The sequence below is a fragment of the Pseudomonas sp. 203-8 genome (assembly GCF_020708595.1).
Lineage (GTDB): Bacteria > Pseudomonadota > Gammaproteobacteria > Pseudomonadales > Pseudomonadaceae > Pseudomonas > Pseudomonas aeruginosa.
Genome location: NZ_JAJFDF010000005.1, coordinates 326,112 through 341,663, shown reverse-complemented (window position 1 = coordinate 341,663; position 15,552 = coordinate 326,112). Strand labels below are relative to the sequence as shown.

The window sequence follows — 15,552 nt, the reverse complement described above, 5'->3', positions numbered from 1 at the left end:
TCGATTCTTCCCCAGCGGGCGCCACAGGGCGCCCGTCATCCTTTCACGCACACCACCTGACGCAGGGTGTGCAGCACTTCCACCAGCTCGCGCTGGGCTTCCATGACCCGGTCGATGTCCTTGTAGGCCATCGGGATCTCGTCGATCACGTCGGCGTCCTTGCGGCATTCGACGTGGGCGGTGGCGCGCGCCTGGTCGGCGACGCTGAAGACCTTCTTCGCCTTGGTCCGGCTCATGGTCCGCCCGGCGCCGTGGCTGCACGAGCAGAACGCTTCCTGGTTGCCGAGGCCGCGGACGATGAAGCTCTTCGCCCCCATCGAGCCGGGAATGATGCCGAGCTGGCCCTTCTGCGCGGACACCGCGCCTTTGCGGGTGACCAGTACCTCCTGGCCGAAGTGGCGCTCCTTCTGCACGTAGTTGTGGTGGCAATCGACCGCCTCCAGGTTGGCTTCGAACGGCTTGCGGATCACCTGGCGCGCCGCCTCGATCACCGCGTACATCATCAGCGCGCGGTTCTGCCGGGCGAAATCCTGGGCCCAGCCCACCGCTTCCACGTAGTCGTCGAAGTGCCGGCTGCCTTCCTCGAAGTAGGCCAGGTCCTTGTCCGGCAGGTTGGCGATGTGCTGGCGCATGTCCGCCTTGGCCAGTTCGATGAACAGGTTGCCGATGGCGTTGCCGACCCCGCGCGAACCGCTGTGCAGCATGAACCAGACGCGGTCGACCTCGTCCAGGCAGACCTCGATGAAGTGGTTGCCGGTGCCGAGGGTTCCCAGGTGCTGGCGGTTGTTGGTCTTCTCCAGCCTCGGGTGCTTGTCGGTGATCGCCTTGAAGCGACCGGCGAGCGCCTTCCAGGCCTGGTCGGCGGCCTCCGGTACCTCGTGCCAGGCGCCGCGGTCGCGGCGGCCGAAGGTCTTGCCGTGGGGTACCGCCTGCTCGATGGCGCTGCGCAGGCCGTGCAGGTTGTCCGGCAGGTCGGCGGCGACCAGCGAGGTGCGCGCGGCGATCATTCCGCAGCCGATATCCACGCCCACCGCGGCCGGGATGATCGCGCCGAGGGTAGGGATCACGCTACCGATGGTCGAGCCCTTGCCCAGGTGTACGTCAGGCATCACCGCCAGGTGCTTGAAGATGAAGGGCATCTTCGCCGTGTTCAGCAACTGCTGGCGCGCTTCCTCCTCCACCGGGACGCCCTGGGTCCAGAGCTTGATCGGCTTGCCGCCGGCCACTTCGAGGATATTCATGTCTTTCATCGTGCTTTCCTTGTGCTCCGCGCCGTCTTGTCGACGGCGCGGCTATCGTTCGTGATCAGGCCTGCTTCAGCGTGACCAGTCCGTTCAATACCTGGTCCAGGCCACCGAATACCGAAATCCGGTCGATGCGCTCGGCCACCCGCTCCAGGGTTTCCAGTTCCTTCAGACGCAGCGCGGTCGGGTTTTCCTCCATGACCTTCGCGGTATTCAGCAGCGAGCGGGTCGCCGAGGTTTCCTCGCGGCGGCGGATCACATTGGCCTGGGCCGCCTTCTCCGCCTCCACCACCTGCGCCAGCAGGGTCTTCATTTCGCCCGGGAGGATGATGTCGCGTACGCCCAGGCCGCTCACTTCCAGGCCGCTGTCTTCCAGCTTGGCGGCCAGGTGGGCGCTGACCGCTTCGTCGATCGACTGCTTGTTCTCCAGCAGTTCGTCGAGGGTACGGGTGCCCACTGCCGCCCGCAGGCCGAACTGCAGCTCGCGGTACAGATACTCCAGCGGTTTGCTCAGCCGCGAGAAGGCGGTGAGCACGTCGCTGTAGCGCCAATTGGCGGCGAGGTTCAGGCGCAGGCTGACCTTGTCGCGGGTGAGGATCTCCTGGCCGCTGACCTCCAGCGCCTGGATACGGGTGTCGACCAGTTCCACGCTGACTTGCCGGTTGTAGCGCCAGAAACCGTATTGTCCAGCTTGCAGCAGGCCGGCAAGGGCGCCGTCGACCTTGAGCACGCCGACCTGGAACGCCGGCACCTGGACCAGCAACACTGCGTCCAGGCCCGCCAGGGCGCGGTCGCGCAGGTTCGGCTGGTGCAACTGGGCGACCAGCGCGGCGGACAATCGATAGTCCTGGGTCAGGTCGATGCGCTCCAGGCGCTGCTCGGTCTGGCCTTTCCAGTACAGTCGGCGGCTGCCCGGTGCGAGCAACTCCACCAGCACGCCGTCCTCGTAGCGCAGGCCGGCCTCGTTGTCGCCCAGGTCCATCCGGGTGAAGTAGCGCTCCACCAGCTGCGGTTCGCTCTGCCGCAGGTAGCCGGCCAGGCGGTGTTCGAACTGCGGGGTGTTCAGGCTGAAGCTTTCCAGGCTCAGGCGGTCGTACGGATCGAAGCGGCGGTAGGTGCCCGGTTCGAGCACGGCGAGGAAGTCGCCTTCGGAATACAGCAGGCCGCGTTCGCTCTTCTTCACGATAAAGCGCTTCAGCATTTTCATCTCTTCATTCCTTTCATTCTTCCGTGGTGCCGGTGTTGCCGGCCCGTCGAGCGTCGTGGGTGGAGCGCGGAGGAGGTTGGTCTGGCGGACGTCCTGTCCATACGATCGATTCCCTCGATCCCCGGCCTGCCTTGCCCCGTGCCCGAACCGCGGGCCGGACGGGCCGGCGGCGGCTTCGGCTCCCTTGCGTTGTCCGGCCTTCCTGGCCGCTTGCGCAGTTCGCCTCGGCCACACCGGCGGGTGTTGCCATTGAGTGATTGCCGTTAAGGCAACGTTCGAGCGGGAGTCGAACCCGCGACAGACCATTTCGTGGATGGTTGCTCTACCAGGCTGAGCTATCGAACCGCGAAGCGGCATTGCCGTCATTCGCGAATGACCGTCGTTGTTGCGGGCGGCATGCACGACGCCGACACCAGGGGTGGGCTCGGGCACCGGCGGGACTGGAGTCCCGACCCGTCGGCCTGCATGGGCGATGCGGTCGAAATGGATATAGCGAGCGGCGTGCCAGGTTTTTATCGATGAGACTGTTTCTTGCTTAACTGTTTGATTTTAAATGTGAATAAATTTTTTATTGCGCTTCGTCGGCGAATTCGATGGAGAGATGCCTGGCTATTTCTATATATTTTCATATCGATCTTTATCTTGAAGGATAAGCAGTGATGAAACGCACGGTCGCCATCGGCTTCATCGGCGCCACCCTCGACCGTCTCGGCAAGGGCGCGGCGCGCTGGCAAAAGTGGCGGCCGAGCATCGGCCTGTGCCAGCAGCCGGACCTGCTGATCGACCGCCTCGAACTGATCCACGGCAACGACGCCCGCGACCTCGGCCTGGCCGAGCGGATTCGCGCCGACATCGCCGCGGTGTCGCCGCATACCGAGGTCCGCCTGCAGCAGATGGAACTGCGCAACCCCTGGGACTTCGAGGAGGTCTATGGCGCCCTGCACGATTTCGTCAGCGCCTACCCCTTCGACACCGAGCGCGAGGACTACCTGGTGCATATCACCACCGGGACCCATGTCGCGCAGATCTGCTGGTTCCTCCTTACCGAGGCGCGCTACCTGCCGGCCCGGCTGGTGCAGACCTCGCCGTCGCGGCGCAAGGACGAGGCGCGCCATCCCGAGGGCTCGGCGACGCTGATCGACCTCGACCTGTCCCGCTACGACCGCATCGCCTCGCGGTTCCGCCGCGAACAGGAGGAAAGCCTGGCTTTTCTCAAGTCGGGAATCGCCACGCGCAATGCCGCTTTCAACCGCTCCATCGAGCAGATCGAGCGGGTCGCCGTGCGTTCGCGGGCACCCATGCTGCTGGTGGGGCCGACCGGTGCCGGCAAATCGTTCCTCGCCCGGCGCATCTATGAACTCAAGCGCAGCCGGCACCAGCTCGACGGGCGTTTCGTCGAGGTCAACTGCGCCACCTTGCGCGGCGACGGCGCGATGTCGGCACTGTTCGGTCACGTCAAGGGCGCCTTCACCGGCGCGCAGAATGCGCGCGAAGGCCTGCTGCGCGCAGCCGACGGTGGCATGCTGTTCCTCGACGAGATCGGCGAGCTGGGCGCCGACGAACAGGCGATGCTGCTCAAGGCTATCGAAGAGAAGCGCTTCTTCCCGCTGGGTTCGGACCGTGAGGTGGAGAGCGACTTCCAGCTTATCGCCGGGACCCACCGCGACTTGCGCGGACGAGTGGCCGAAGGCCTGTTCCGCGAGGACCTGTTCGCCCGCATCAACCTTTGGACCTTCGAGCTGCCGGGCCTGGCTGGACGCCGCGAGGACATCGAGCCGAACATCGACTTCGAACTGGAGCGGCACGCCCGCGAGCAAGGGCGGCAGGTGCGTTTCAACCTGGAGGCCAAGCGTCGCTACCTGGCCTTCGCCGGTTCCAGCGAAGCGCGCTGGGCCGGCAACTTCCGCGAGCTGTCGGCTTCCATCACACGGATGGCGACCCTGGCCGACAGCGGGCGGATCGACGAGGCGCTGGTCGAGGAGGAGATCCTCCGCCTGCGCCAGGCCTGGGGGCTCGATGCGGGCCGGGAGCCACTGGCCGATCTGCTGGGGCAGCGGGTGGAGGCCCTGGATCTGTTCGACCGCCTGCAACTGCAGGCGGTGCTGGAGGTGTGCCGCGGGGCTAAGACCCTTTCCGAGGCGGGACGCCGGCTGTTCGCCGTTTCGCGCCAGGACAAGCGCAACCCCAACGACGCCGACCGGCTGCGCAAGTACCTGGCGCGTTTCGGCCTGGACTGGGCGCAGATACGCGCCTGAACACCACTTCGGGATATCCTTGGCGTCTTTTCACGGGCTCCAGGGACGAATGCCGATGAGCGAGATAATGGACGTCGAGCGACTGCGCCAGCGCTGCGCGGCCGGCGAAAGCTTCAAATACCTGTATTTCTGGGGACATCGCCCGGCGACGGATGACAAGGTCGGCAAGAGCTGTTTCAGCCAGTGGTACGAGGCTTCGTTCAAGCTCGACGGGGTGCGCTACGCCAGCGCCGAGCATTACATGATGGCGGCCAAGGCACGCTTGTTCGACGACCCTAGGTTGCTCGAGCGCATCCTGGCGGCGCGCAGCCCAGGCGAGGCGAAGGTCCTCGGCCGCGAAGTCGCCGGCTTCGACGAGGCACGCTGGAACGCCGAGCGGGTGGGAATCGTGATCGAAGGCAACCTCGGCAAGTTCGGCCAGAACGCTTCGCTGAAGAAATACCTTCTGGGCACCGCCGACCGGGTGCTGGTCGAGGCCAGCCCGGTGGACGCGATCTGGGGCATCGGCCTGGCCGCGAGCGATCCCCTGGCAGCCGAGCCGGCGACCTGGCAAGGCCTCAACCTGCTCGGCTTCGCCCTGATGGAGGTGCGCCGGAGGCTGGCTCAGTAGTAGTACCAGCGCAGCTCCAGCTTCACCTCGTTGATCGGCTTGCCGACATGGCTGAACTCGCGTTCGGCGCTCAGGCGCAGGCCGAGGTCGCGGCCCAGCTCCACCTGCTGGACGAAGCCCAGGCTGCGGCGCACTTCACCGTTGTGGAAGTAGTCGCCCTTGGCCTCCAGGGTCAGGTTGCCCAGCGGGTTGCGCCACAGCAAGCCGCTGTCGAAGCCCACCGCCGGGGCGATGGCGGCGGCGAAGTCCCTGTTGTTCTCGATCCGCGCGGTGCCCATGGCGTAGAGCAGCAGGTCGTCGCCGAACATCCAGCTGCCGCCGGCGCCGCCGTTGAGGTGGCTGACCAGGTTTTCGTCGCCGTCCTCGCCCGGCACCCGCTCCAGGCCGCCGGCGACCTGCCAGGACAGCGGCTTGAGCAACTGGTTGCGCGGGGTCAGCGAGCGGATGGTGACCAGGTCGAGATTCTGCAACTGCCAGCGGTTGCCTTCGTACTGGCGCAGCTTGAGCTGGCCGATCTCGATCTGCGCGCCGAGGGGGAAGCCATAGGCGTTATCGGCGAGGTCATGGTAGGCCATGCGCAGGCCGTATTCGGCGAAGGCGCGGTCATCGCGGCTGCCGACGCCGAACTGCCAGGTCCGTGACTCGTGGCCGTCCTCCGGCTGGCCGGGGCGCTCGACCTGGAGGTCCGGCGGCGGGTTGCGGTTGATCGCTCGCAACAGGTTGTAGCTGCGCGAGGCGATGCCGCTGTCACGCGCCTGACCGGTGGCGCGGTAGCGCACCAGGCGGAAGGCGGCGTCCTGGATCAGCGCCTGGCGCGGCATCGGCAGGGCCTTGAAGTCGGGAGCGTCGAGCAGGCTGTCGTCGTCCGCCAGGCGCTTGGCCCAGTCGCGCTCGGCATGGTCGAGCGGTTCGGCGCGGGCGAGCAGTTCCTTCTCGCGCGACGGCCGGTAGTCGATGCGCTCGATCAGCCCGGCGTTCTTCACCGCGCGGACGGTGTCGGTGGGGATCGCGGTAAGCGGGAACTGCTCGGTCAGCTCGATGCCCGGGCGGGCGATCTCCATCAGTTCGAGCAGGCGGAACGAACAGTTCTCGTCGAAGAAGTAGTAGTCGAAGCGGACCTGCTTGAGTTCCCAGACGTGTTCGACCATGCGCCCGGTCTCCTCGGGCGTGAGGTTCAGCTTGTATTCCCAGAGGTCGCGGTTCTCCAGGCGGCTGTACTCGGCCAGCTTCTCCCGGTACGGGACCAGCGCGAACAGGCCGGGATAGCCGCCCATCAGGCCTTTCCAGGCATAGAGGATGCTGTTGTCCATGCCTTCGATGTAGGCGCCGAAGTTCAGCGCGTAGCTGAGCAGGGCGGTGTTGTTGCTGGTGACGTCGGCCTGGTCGATGCGCAGCAGGGTGTGGCCGAACATCGACGACGGGCTGTTCAGGTAGGCCGCGGGGAACACCAGCACCGCGCTGTGCGGGTTGATGTCGCGGTACCAGTTGTCGTATTCGCCGCACTGCGGCTGCGGCAGGTCGTCGAGTTGCAGTTGCTGGCGCAGCCAGCGGGTGCGTGCCGGGTAGACGCACTGGGCATGCTTGTCGCCAAGGCTGGGCGAGGCATAGAGCGCCTTTAGCGTGGCCGCCAGTTCGGCGTCCGGGTGGCTCTCGCCGTTGTCGGCGAGGAAGAACCGCTCGTCGTCGACGTAGCTGCGCCAACCGCCGAGCTTGCCGCGTTCGTAGTGGCCGAGGGCGATCCAGTAGGGATCGGCGGCCAGTTGCTGGAGGCGGGCCTCGGGAACCGTGGGCGCAGCCAGAAGGGGGGAGCAGGCGCACAGCGCCATCCAGGGCAACAGGCGTTTCGGCATCGGCAAGGCTTAATGCTTGGGGAAAGGGGCCTGCCCGCGAACGGGCAGGCGGCGAGGCTCAGGCCTGCTCGGCGTACTTGGCCAGGCGGGCGTCCTGTTTCAGGATCGCCTGGGTGTTGGCATAGACGTCGGCGGCGGTGGCGTCGGACTTGTTGAAGATCTCGGAGAAATGCTCATGGGTGACGGCGGCGAAGTGCTCGCGGTCCTGCGGTTGCACGCCCAGCACCACGGCATAGGTGGTCAGCGCTTCGCCATTGCCCTTGGCCATGTCTTCGGACAGCTCGTCCATCATGCTGCCGAGCACCAGCAGGGGCTTGCCGCCATAGGACAGCGCGCCGTTGGTATGGCAGCCGTTGGTGCCGGTGGTCATGCCGAAGGTGTTGTTGCCGGAAGTGCCGTTGGTGGTCGCCGCGACCACGTGGGTGGCCACGCCGCGCTGGCCTTTGAAGAGCATGTTGCCCCAGCCGCAGCCGGCGCCGCCGGGAGCGTCGGCGAAAGCGTTGAAGGAGGCGGCGGCGAACAGGGTACCGAGCAGAATCCGTTTCATCGTTTGTTCTCTCTTGAGGTGGATCGGAGCCATCTGGAGCGGGCCAGCGACGCCGTGAGCTTTTCGGAATGCCACCGGGGTGTCAAGGCACCGAATGGGTGGCAGCGCGCAATGCCGGGCGAAAATTGACCGGCGTCAGCGGCAATCCGCTTGGAACCGTCCAGACTTGGGAAAGTTCTGGTCGGTCTGAGCGAAACCGGCCTTGGTCAGCCGTTCCTCATGCAGGAGGTGGATATGAGCGCTTTCGACCCCGCTACCGCCCTGGAAACCCTGGCGACCGAGTACGCGGCACGCGCCGCGGCGATCCGTCGGGACCTGGCGCGCAGCCATTCGCCGGACTTCGCCGAGCAGGCGGTGCAGCGCCAGAACGACGAAGTGCTCGAAGGCCTGCTCGCCGAGGCGGAGGCGGGGATGCGTCAGGTCGGCCTGGCCCGCCTGCGCCTGGCGGAAGGTCGCTACGGCTACTGCGAGCGCTGCGGCGAGGCCATCGAACCGGCGCGCCTGGCCGCCCTGCCTGCGGCGGAATACTGCCTGCGCTGCGCCGACCTGGTACATCGGTGAGATAGCGCCATCCGCGCCTTGTCAGTGGCGCGAGGCTGGGGGGAGAATGCGGGCGACGACACCCCGCGGCGATCTGCCGCCCGATGCAAGGATTCCCGATGCCCGATTCCGTCGCTGCCGGCCTGCGCCTGGCGCCAGAAGAACTGACCCGCCCGTTCGCTCCCGAGCAATTCGCCTTCGACACCACCGATGACCTGGAGCCCTTCCGCGGCGTGCTGGGCCAGGAGCGTGCGGTCGAGGCGCTGCAGTTCGGTGTGGCGATGCCGCGTCCGGGTTACAACGTATTCGTCATGGGCGAGCCGGGGACCGGACGCTTCTCCTTCGTCAAACGCTATCTGCAAGCCGAGGGCAAGCGCGTCGCCACGCCCTCCGACTGGGTCTACCTGAACAATTTCGACGAGCCGCGCGAACCTCGGGTGATCGAGCTGCCGCCGGGCAGCGCGACCGAATTCAGCGCCGACATCGACCGTCTGATCGACAACCTGATGTCGACCTTCCCGGCGGTCTTCGAGCATCCGGCCTACCAGCAGAAGAAGAACGCCGTCGACCGCGCTTTCAACCAGCGCTACGACCGCGCCCTGGACTCGGTGGAGCGGCGCGCCCTGGAGAAGGACGTGGCGCTGTACCGCGACAGCGCCAACGTCGCCTTCACCCCGATGAAGGACGGCAAGGCCCTCGACGAGGCCGAATTCGCCCAGTTGCCCGAAGCCGAGCGCGAGCGTTTCCACAAGGATATCGCCGCCCTCGAGGAGTACCTCAACGAGGAACTGGCGAGCCTGCCGCAGTGGAAGCGCGAGTCGAGCAACCAGTTGCGCGAGCTCAACGAGGAAACCATCACCCTGGCCCTGCAGCCCCTGCTGGCGCCTCTGGTGGAGAAGTACAACAACAACCCGGGCGTCTGCGCCTACCTGCAGGCGATGCAACTGAACCTGCTGAAGACCGTGGTCGACCAACTGGTCGACGACAGCCGCACCGACGCCCAGCGCAAGCAAGGGCTGATCGAGCAGTACGCGCCGAACCAGGCCATCGTCCACCACGCGACCAGCGGCGCGCCGGTGGTGTTCGAGTCGCACCCGACCTACGACAACCTGTTCGGCCGCATCGAGTACAGCTCGGACCAGGGGGCGCTCTACACCAGCTACCGGCAGTTGCGTCCGGGGGCGCTGCACCGGGCCAACGGCGGCTTCCTGATCCTGGAAGCGGAAAAGATGCTTGGCGAGCCGTTCGTCTGGGACGCGCTCAAGCGTGCCCTGCAGTCGCGCCAGTTGAAGATGGAGTCGCCGCTGGCCGAACTCGGCCGCCTGGCTGCGGTTTCCCTGACCCCCCAGGTGATCCCGCTGCAACTGAAGGTGATCATCATCGGCTCGCGGCAGATCTACTACACCCTGCAGGACCTCGATCCGGACTTCCAGGAGATGTTCCGGGTGCTGGTGGACTTCGACGAGGACATCCCGCTGGGCGAGGACAGCCTCGAACAGTTCGCCCAGTTGCTCAAGACGCGCACCTCGGAAGAGGGCATGGCGCCCCTCAGCGGCGCGGCGGTGGCGCGACTGGCGACCTACAGCGCGCGCCTGGCCGAGCACCAGGGGCGGCTTTCGGCACGGATCGGCGATCTGTTCCAGTTGGTCAGCGAAGCCGATTTCATCCGTCAGCTGGCGAACGAGGAGGTGATCCAGCTCGGCCACATCGAGCGTGCCCTCAAGGCCAAGCAGACCCGCACCGGACGGGTGTCGGCGCGGATCCTCGACGACATGCTGGCGGGGATCATCCTGATCGACACCGCTGGCGCCGCGGTCGGCAAGTGCAACGGACTGACCGTGCTGGAGGTGGGCGACTCGGTGTTCGGCGTGCCGGCGCGGATTTCCGCGACCGTCTATCCGGGCAGCAGCGGCATCGTCGATATCGAGCGCGAAGTCAACCTCGGCCAGCCGATCCACTCCAAGGGCGTGATGATCCTTACCGGCTACCTGGGTAGCCGCTACGCCCAGGAGTTCCCCCTGGAAATCTCCGCCAGCATCGCCCTGGAACAATCCTACGGCTACGTGGACGGCGACAGCGCCTCGCTGGGCGAGGTCTGCACGCTGATCTCGGCGCTGTCGCGGACGCCCTTGAAGCAGTGCTTCGCCATTACCGGCTCGATCAACCAGTTCGGCGAGGTGCAGGCGGTCGGCGGCGTCAACGAGAAGATCGAGGGCTTCTTCCGCCTCTGCGAAGCGCGCGGCCTGACCGGCGAACAGGGTGTGATCATCCCGCGCGCCAACGTCACTACCCTGATGCTCGACGAGCGCGTGTTGCAGGCGGTGCGCGCCGGGCAGTTCCACGTCTACGCGGTGCGCGAGGTGGACGAGGCGCTGGCGCTGCTGGTGGGCAAGCCGGTCGGTGCCCAGGACGAGAAGGGACGCTTCCCGAAAGGCAGCGTGAACGATCTGGTCGTGGCGCGCTTGCAGGAGATATCCGAACTCGGCATGGAAGAGGACGACAAGGAAAAGGACAAGCCGGCGGAGAAAGAGACCGTCGTGGCGAAGGACAAGGCCGCGGCGAAGAAGGACTGAGCCTGGCGCGCTGTCGGAACCTGTCGAGGGCGGGGCTGGAAAGCCCCGCCCTCGTGCGTTTCAGCCCTGTGGACAAGTTCCCGCCGGCGCTATGCGGAACCTGGCGGCAGGTGTAGGCTCAAAACTGGGAACCCCCGTGAGGATGCCGCCATGCCGCGTAACCTCTGCCTCATCCGCCCTTGTCTGGGGCTGACCACGCGAATCGAATGCGTGGTCAGGCCGCTGGCCGGAGAGAACGGACTCTGGACCCTGCTTTGCGCCGCCGGCATGTCCGGCTCCCAGCCTTCGGCGATCAAGGCCCAGGGCCCCTTCCACGGACCGCTGGTGGCCGAAGGGGTGTTGCAGGCGATTGCCGACTGCCTGGCCCAGCAAGGCTATATCGAAGCCGTCGACCCGCCGATCTGGCGCCTGCACCTGCAGGGCGAACTGCGCCGACTCAATGGCGAACGACGGCCGCATGTCGGCGACTACCTGTTTCGCCCGGAATCCTGAGCGGCGCCTGGGCAAAGCCTGAGCAATCCGGCCGAGGCCCCGTGCCATCATCGCTGGCGGGATCCATCCCGGCTCGGTGCACATATTTATCCACAGATTTTCTGGATAAAAACCGCCGGCCGCTGCGTTATACTCGCCGCCCCATTTTCCCCTGCACATACACACAAGAGACCATGGAACGCTTTTTCGAAAACGCCATGTACGCCTCGCGCTGGCTGCTGGCTCCCATCTACATGGGCCTGTCGCTGGCGCTGCTGGCGTTGACCATCAAGTTCTTCCAGGAAATATTCCACGTCATCCCGAACATCTTCGCGATGGCCGAGGCCGACCTGATCCTGGTCCTGCTCTCACTGATCGACATGGCTCTGGTTGGCGGCCTGTTGGTCATGGTGATGATCTCCGGCTACGAGAACTTCGTTTCGCAACTGGACATCGACGAAGGCAAGGAAAAGCTCAGCTGGCTGGGCAAGATGGATTCCGGCTCGCTGAAGAACAAGGTGGCCGCCTCCATCGTGGCGATCTCTTCGATCCACCTGTTGCGCATCTTCATGGACGCGAAGAATGTGCCGGACAACAAGCTGATGTGGTACGTGATCATCCACATGACCTTCGTGCTCTCGGCGTTCGCCATGGGCTACCTGGATAAGCAGACCCGTCACTGACGACCCTCTCCAGTGTTTCGCTCGCGCCGCCCGGCCGTTGTAAAACGGACGGGCGGCGGCGTTTCCGGCTTGCGTTGCCTGCCGCCTGGGCAAGACTTTCCTGTGATATCGGGCGGACGCCGGGAGCGGGCGTCCTTCGCATCGTCGGGGCCTGCCGGCCGGACGATGCCGGGAATCGGGCCGGCGCTGTCGGGACCGATGCGGTTGGCGGAAACCTGTTGGCTTCCGCTGCCTGCGCAACCTCGAGAGGTTCGCGATGAACATGCAGGATCTCGCCGGCCGGGTCCAGGCCGGACATATCGACGCCTTGCACCTGGTGTCGCTGGAGGGCGGCATCTATGTCCTGGAGGCGCAGATGGGCGACCGCGCCTATCCGGTGGAGGACGATCTCGGCCAGCCGGTCAGCCTGCGCTCCGTGGAGCATGCGCGCCAGGTACTGCGCGGGCTGGACAGGGTTCCGGTGGAGTTGGTGTGCGCCGATGTCGATGACGAGATGTGTGGACTCCTGGCCGAGTCGGGTTCGTTTATCGGCGGGCTGCCGCTGTCGATCCGCCAGGGTTGAGCACAAGCGGCTGCGCTGGTAGGGGGGAAGGGCCTTCTGTGCTAGGCTGGCCGCCCTTTTTCGACCCCACAGCGGAGCAGCGCCATGAGCGAACTCAACCTGACCACTGACGAAGCCCGTGTCAGCTACGGCATCGGCCGTCAACTGGGCGACCAACTGCGCGAGAACCCGGTTCCGGGCATGACCCTGGACGCAGTCCTGGCCGGCCTGTCCGATGCGTTCGCAGGTATCGACAGCCGGGTTTCCGGCGAGGCGCTGTCGGCCAGCTTCCAGGTGATCCGCGAGCGCATGCAGGCCGAAGCCCAGGCCAAGGCCGAAGCCGCCGCTGGCGAAGGCCGCGCCTACCTGGCCGAGAACGCCAAGCGCGAAGGCGTGACCGTGCTGCCCTCGGGCCTGCAGTTCGAAGTGCTGAGCACTGGCGAGGGCGCCAAGCCTTCCCGCGAGGATACCGTGCGCACCCACTACCACGGCACCCTGATCGACGGCACCGTATTCGACAGCTCCTACCAGCGCGGCCAGCCGGCCGAGTTCCCGGTGGGCGGCGTGATTGCCGGCTGGGTCGAAGCGCTGCAACTGATGAACGCCGGCTCCAAGTGGCGCCTGCACGTACCGAGCGAACTGGCCTATGGCGGCCAGGCGGTCGGCAGCATTCCCCCGCACAGCGTGCTGGTGTTCGACGTCGAACTGCTGGAAATCCTCTGAGGCGCATCGGCCCCAGGAAGGAGCGAAACGCCCCGTCGACGCATCGACGGGGCGTTTTTCATTGCGGCATCAGTAGCGGGCATCCAGCGGACGCTTGTCCTTCGGCCAGTCCTTGATCTTGTCCGGGAAGTCCGGGCGCGGCTGGTGCGAAAAGTACTCCGCGACGTCCACTGCGTCCTGGTCGCTGAGGCCGCCCTGGCCGAGCGGGAAGCGTTCCTGGAAGCCGATCGGCATGTTGTGCTTGACGAAGGCGGCAGCGGTGAAGGTCCGCGCCATGCCGGCGCCGATATTGAACGACTCGTCGCCCCACAGCGGTGGGAAGAGCATCTCGCCGGCGCTGTTCCTCAGCCCCTCGCCATTCTCGCCATGACACACCGCGCATTGTCGGGCGTAGACCTTGCGGCCGTTCTCCGGGTCGGGCTTCAGCGCCGGGTCGACCTTGCCGACGCCGCGGCCGGCGACCTTGTCCTGCGGCCGGGTGTTGTTCTTCATCCAGTCGAAGTAGGCCACCATCGCCTGCATGTCGGCAGAGTCCGGTGGCAGAGGCTTACCGTTCATCGAGCGCCGGAAGCAGCCGTTGATGCGTTCCTCCAGGCCGATGACCTTGCCCGCCCGGGGCGCGTAGCTGGGGAAGAACGCCGAGACGCCGACGAAGGGCGAGCCGTCGGCTACGGTTCCGGCGTTCAGGTGGCAACTGGTGCAGTTCAACTGGTTGCCGACGTTCGCCGGCAGCAGCTCGCGGGTCTCCAGGTGCAGGCGCATGCCGCGTACCACCTGTTCGGCGTTCGGCGCCGCGAGCATGTCCGCCAGGCGTGGAGAGACGAAGGTCGTGGCCGGGCCGTTGCCGGCCTCGATCCGCTGGCGCAGTTTCTTCACCTGGCCGGCATCGATCGACGAACCCTGGTTGCCCCAACTGCTGCGGACGAAGCTGAGGATCTCGGCGATTTCGCGGTCTTCCAGCTGGGCGAAGCCGGGCATGGTGTAGACCCGCGAGTGGGTTGCGGTCTGCGCGGTTTTCCAACCGGTAAGGGTGATATGCAGTAGCGTGCTCGGGTTGGCCGAAGCGACCGTGGGGTTGCCGGCCAGCGGCGGGAACATGCCCGGGACGCCGCTGCCGTCCTTGCGGTGGCAGTCGGAGCAGAACTGCGCGTAGCCGAGACCGCCCCGCGAGCTGTACAGGTCGACCGGTGCTGCCAGTGGGCGTTCGCTGTCGGGCATGGGCAGGTCGTCCTTGCCGGCCGGCAGGGACTTCAGGTAGCTGGCGATGGCCAGCAGATCGTCGTCGCTGAAGTGCTGGGTGCTGTGGTGGATGACATCGGTCATGCTGCCGGACACCGTGGCGAAGCGGTTCTGCCCGGTCTTCAGCAACTGCACGGTGTCCTCCACCGTCCACAGGTTGCGCAGGCTCAGGGCTTGCCATTGTTCGACGGTTTCTCCGGCGAGGTAGAACTGCCCGGAACGACCGGCTTCGCTCATGGCTTTTTCCTGGAAGGCGATGCCGCGCGGAGTATGGCAGGCGCCGCAGTGACCGAGCCCCTGTACCAGGTAGGCGCCGCGGTTGATCGCCGGGTCCGCGTCGCTGGAGGGGATGAACGGCGCGTCGTCGAGGAACGCCCAGTTCCACAGCGACAGGCCCCAGCGCTGGTTGAACGGCCAGCTCATCGCGCTCGGCGTATTCGCCTGGGTGACGGGTTGCACGCCGTGCATCAGGTAGGCGTACAGCGCACGCATGTCTTCTTCGCTGATCTTGGCGTAGGACGGGTAGGGCATCGCCGGATAGAGATTCACTCCCTCGGCGGTCACCCCCTTGCGCATGGCGCGGTCGAACTCTTCGAAGCTGTAGCGGCCGATGCCGGTCTCCCGGTCGGGAGTGATGTTGGTCGAGTAGATGGTACCCATTGGCGTCTTCAGCTCCAGGCCGCCGGCCATCGGCGCGCCCTGCGGGCCGGTATGGCAGGCGATGCAGTCGCCGAGCTGGGCCACGTAGCGGCCTTTTTCGATGAGCGCAGCGTCCGTGGTCGGTTCGCTGGCATGGAGCAGGGGAACGATGGAGCACAGCGCGCCGAGCAAGCCGAGGCGCGGGAAAGAAGCAGGCATTTCCTCATCCTTAGGCGTAGGCCTGGGGCGGTCCCCTCGGCCACGGTCCATTCTTTTTTTCGTTATGCGGCCGTCGACAGGACGACGGTCACGCCGCTGTTGTAACGGCTTTCAGGCGAGGTCGGCTTGATGTGGATCAGGCAGGAATCCCTGTCGCGGCGAGGAGCTGCCGGCGTGCTCGGGCGAGGCGTTGCGGAAAGACCGGGACATG

The 15,552-nt window shown here is 66.1% G+C and carries 13 protein-coding genes and 1 tRNA gene; 8 read left to right on the top strand and 6 right to left on the bottom strand.

The features are described from left to right. Window positions 1-35 precede the first annotated feature (35 nt). From LJF27_RS14195 to LJF27_RS14185, 3 genes are all read right to left on the bottom strand, one after another. On the bottom strand, window positions 36-1,250 hold the full coding sequence (locus tag LJF27_RS14195) for an RtcB family protein (RefSeq protein ID WP_017148580.1): 1,215 nt from the start codon (window positions 1,248-1,250) through the stop codon (window positions 36-38). Window positions 1,251-1,305: 55 nt separating this feature from the next. Then, on the bottom strand, window positions 1,306-2,451 hold the full coding sequence (locus LJF27_RS14190; protein WP_023089640.1) for a slipin family protein: 1,146 nt from the start codon (window positions 2,449-2,451) through the stop codon (window positions 1,306-1,308). 271 nt (window positions 2,452-2,722) lie between these two features. Continuing rightward, a tRNA-Arg gene (locus LJF27_RS14185) sits at window positions 2,723-2,796 on the bottom strand. A gap of 314 nt (window positions 2,797-3,110) precedes the next feature. Between LJF27_RS14185 and rtcR the strand changes: the two genes are divergently transcribed. Together rtcR and LJF27_RS14175 are read left to right on the top strand one after the other, a co-directional pair. Next, window positions 3,111-4,706 carry an RNA repair transcriptional activator RtcR gene (gene rtcR / locus LJF27_RS14180; RefSeq protein WP_003119412.1) on the top strand — a complete coding sequence of 532 codons (1,596 nt, stop codon included), beginning with the start codon at window positions 3,111-3,113 and terminating at the stop codon, window positions 4,704-4,706. Between the two features lie 55 nt (window positions 4,707-4,761). Beyond that, window positions 4,762-5,316: an NADAR family protein gene (locus tag LJF27_RS14175; protein WP_023115582.1), complete on the top strand. Its 555-nt coding sequence runs from the start codon at window positions 4,762-4,764 to the stop codon at window positions 5,314-5,316. Here the strand turns inward: LJF27_RS14175 and LJF27_RS14170 are convergent. After that, entirely contained in the window at window positions 5,310-7,166 is a 1,857-nt protein-coding gene (locus LJF27_RS14170) for a DUF4105 domain-containing protein (RefSeq protein ID WP_003094784.1), read from the bottom strand. The two genes, LJF27_RS14175 and LJF27_RS14170, sit on opposite strands and share 7 nt — an antisense overlap. Before the next feature lie 58 nt (window positions 7,167-7,224). Beyond that, a complete protein-coding gene (locus LJF27_RS14165) occupies window positions 7,225-7,713 on the bottom strand; it encodes a DUF3015 domain-containing protein (RefSeq protein ID WP_003094783.1) in 489 nt (162 codons plus the stop codon). Window positions 7,714-7,947: 234 nt separating this feature from the next. Between LJF27_RS14165 and LJF27_RS14160 the strand changes: the two genes are divergently transcribed. The 6 genes from LJF27_RS14160 (at window position 7,948) to LJF27_RS14135 (ending at window position 13,244) form a co-directional block, all read left to right on the top strand. Continuing rightward, window positions 7,948-8,274, top strand: a complete 327-nt coding sequence (locus LJF27_RS14160; RefSeq protein ID WP_003116271.1) for a TraR/DksA family transcriptional regulator — start codon at window positions 7,948-7,950, stop codon at window positions 8,272-8,274. 98 nt (window positions 8,275-8,372) lie between these two features. After that, on the top strand, window positions 8,373-10,826 hold the full coding sequence (locus tag LJF27_RS14155) for a Lon protease family protein (RefSeq protein WP_003105114.1): 2,454 nt from the start codon (window positions 8,373-8,375) through the stop codon (window positions 10,824-10,826). Between the two features lie 150 nt (window positions 10,827-10,976). Further along, window positions 10,977-11,318 carry a hypothetical protein gene (locus tag LJF27_RS14150; protein ID WP_003094775.1) on the top strand — a complete coding sequence of 114 codons (342 nt, stop codon included), beginning with the start codon at window positions 10,977-10,979 and terminating at the stop codon, window positions 11,316-11,318. Between the two features lie 173 nt (window positions 11,319-11,491). Next, complete coding sequence (locus LJF27_RS14145; protein ID WP_003094773.1) at window positions 11,492-11,980, top strand: TIGR00645 family protein; 489 nt, start codon at window positions 11,492-11,494, stop codon at window positions 11,978-11,980. Between the two features lie 256 nt (window positions 11,981-12,236). Next, window positions 12,237-12,542 carry a DUF6482 family protein gene (locus tag LJF27_RS14140; RefSeq protein ID WP_003105116.1) on the top strand — a complete coding sequence of 102 codons (306 nt, stop codon included), beginning with the start codon at window positions 12,237-12,239 and terminating at the stop codon, window positions 12,540-12,542. Window positions 12,543-12,626: 84 nt separating this feature from the next. Then, window positions 12,627-13,244 carry an FKBP-type peptidyl-prolyl cis-trans isomerase gene (locus tag LJF27_RS14135; protein WP_003094769.1) on the top strand — a complete coding sequence of 206 codons (618 nt, stop codon included), beginning with the start codon at window positions 12,627-12,629 and terminating at the stop codon, window positions 13,242-13,244. A gap of 69 nt (window positions 13,245-13,313) precedes the next feature. Here the strand turns inward: LJF27_RS14135 and LJF27_RS14130 are convergent, their stop codons facing one another. Further along, window positions 13,314-15,341 (bottom strand): c-type cytochrome, encoded by a 2,028-nt coding sequence (locus tag LJF27_RS14130; protein ID WP_003116270.1) that lies wholly within the window; start codon window positions 15,339-15,341, stop codon window positions 13,314-13,316. Window positions 15,342-15,552: the final 211 nt, after the last annotated feature.

Excerpts from the sequence above, each read along its gene's own strand:
- rtcR (WP_003119412.1), top strand. The coding sequence starts at position 3,111 with ATGAAACGCACGGTCGCCATCGGCTTCATCGGCGCCACCCTCGACCGT.
- LJF27_RS14145 (WP_003094773.1), top strand. The coding sequence starts at position 11,492 with ATGGAACGCTTTTTCGAAAACGCCATGTACGCCTCGCGCTGGCTGCTG.
- LJF27_RS14175 (WP_023115582.1), top strand. The coding sequence starts at position 4,762 with ATGAGCGAGATAATGGACGTCGAGCGACTGCGCCAGCGCTGCGCGGCC.
- LJF27_RS14170 (WP_003094784.1), bottom strand. The coding sequence starts at position 7,166 with ATGCCGAAACGCCTGTTGCCCTGGATGGCGCTGTGCGCCTGCTCCCCC.
- LJF27_RS14195 (WP_017148580.1), bottom strand. The coding sequence starts at position 1,250 with ATGAAAGACATGAATATCCTCGAAGTGGCCGGCGGCAAGCCGATCAAG.
- LJF27_RS14140 (WP_003105116.1), top strand. The coding sequence starts at position 12,237 with ATGAACATGCAGGATCTCGCCGGCCGGGTCCAGGCCGGACATATCGAC.
- LJF27_RS14130 (WP_003116270.1), bottom strand. The coding sequence starts at position 15,341 with ATGCCTGCTTCTTTCCCGCGCCTCGGCTTGCTCGGCGCGCTGTGCTCC.
- LJF27_RS14160 (WP_003116271.1), top strand. The coding sequence starts at position 7,948 with ATGAGCGCTTTCGACCCCGCTACCGCCCTGGAAACCCTGGCGACCGAG.
- LJF27_RS14165 (WP_003094783.1), bottom strand. The coding sequence starts at position 7,713 with ATGAAACGGATTCTGCTCGGTACCCTGTTCGCCGCCGCCTCCTTCAAC.
- LJF27_RS14135 (WP_003094769.1), top strand. The coding sequence starts at position 12,627 with ATGAGCGAACTCAACCTGACCACTGACGAAGCCCGTGTCAGCTACGGC.
- LJF27_RS14155 (WP_003105114.1), top strand. The coding sequence starts at position 8,373 with ATGCCCGATTCCGTCGCTGCCGGCCTGCGCCTGGCGCCAGAAGAACTG.
- LJF27_RS14190 (WP_023089640.1), bottom strand. The coding sequence starts at position 2,451 with ATGAAAATGCTGAAGCGCTTTATCGTGAAGAAGAGCGAACGCGGCCTG.
- LJF27_RS14150 (WP_003094775.1), top strand. The coding sequence starts at position 10,977 with ATGCCGCGTAACCTCTGCCTCATCCGCCCTTGTCTGGGGCTGACCACG.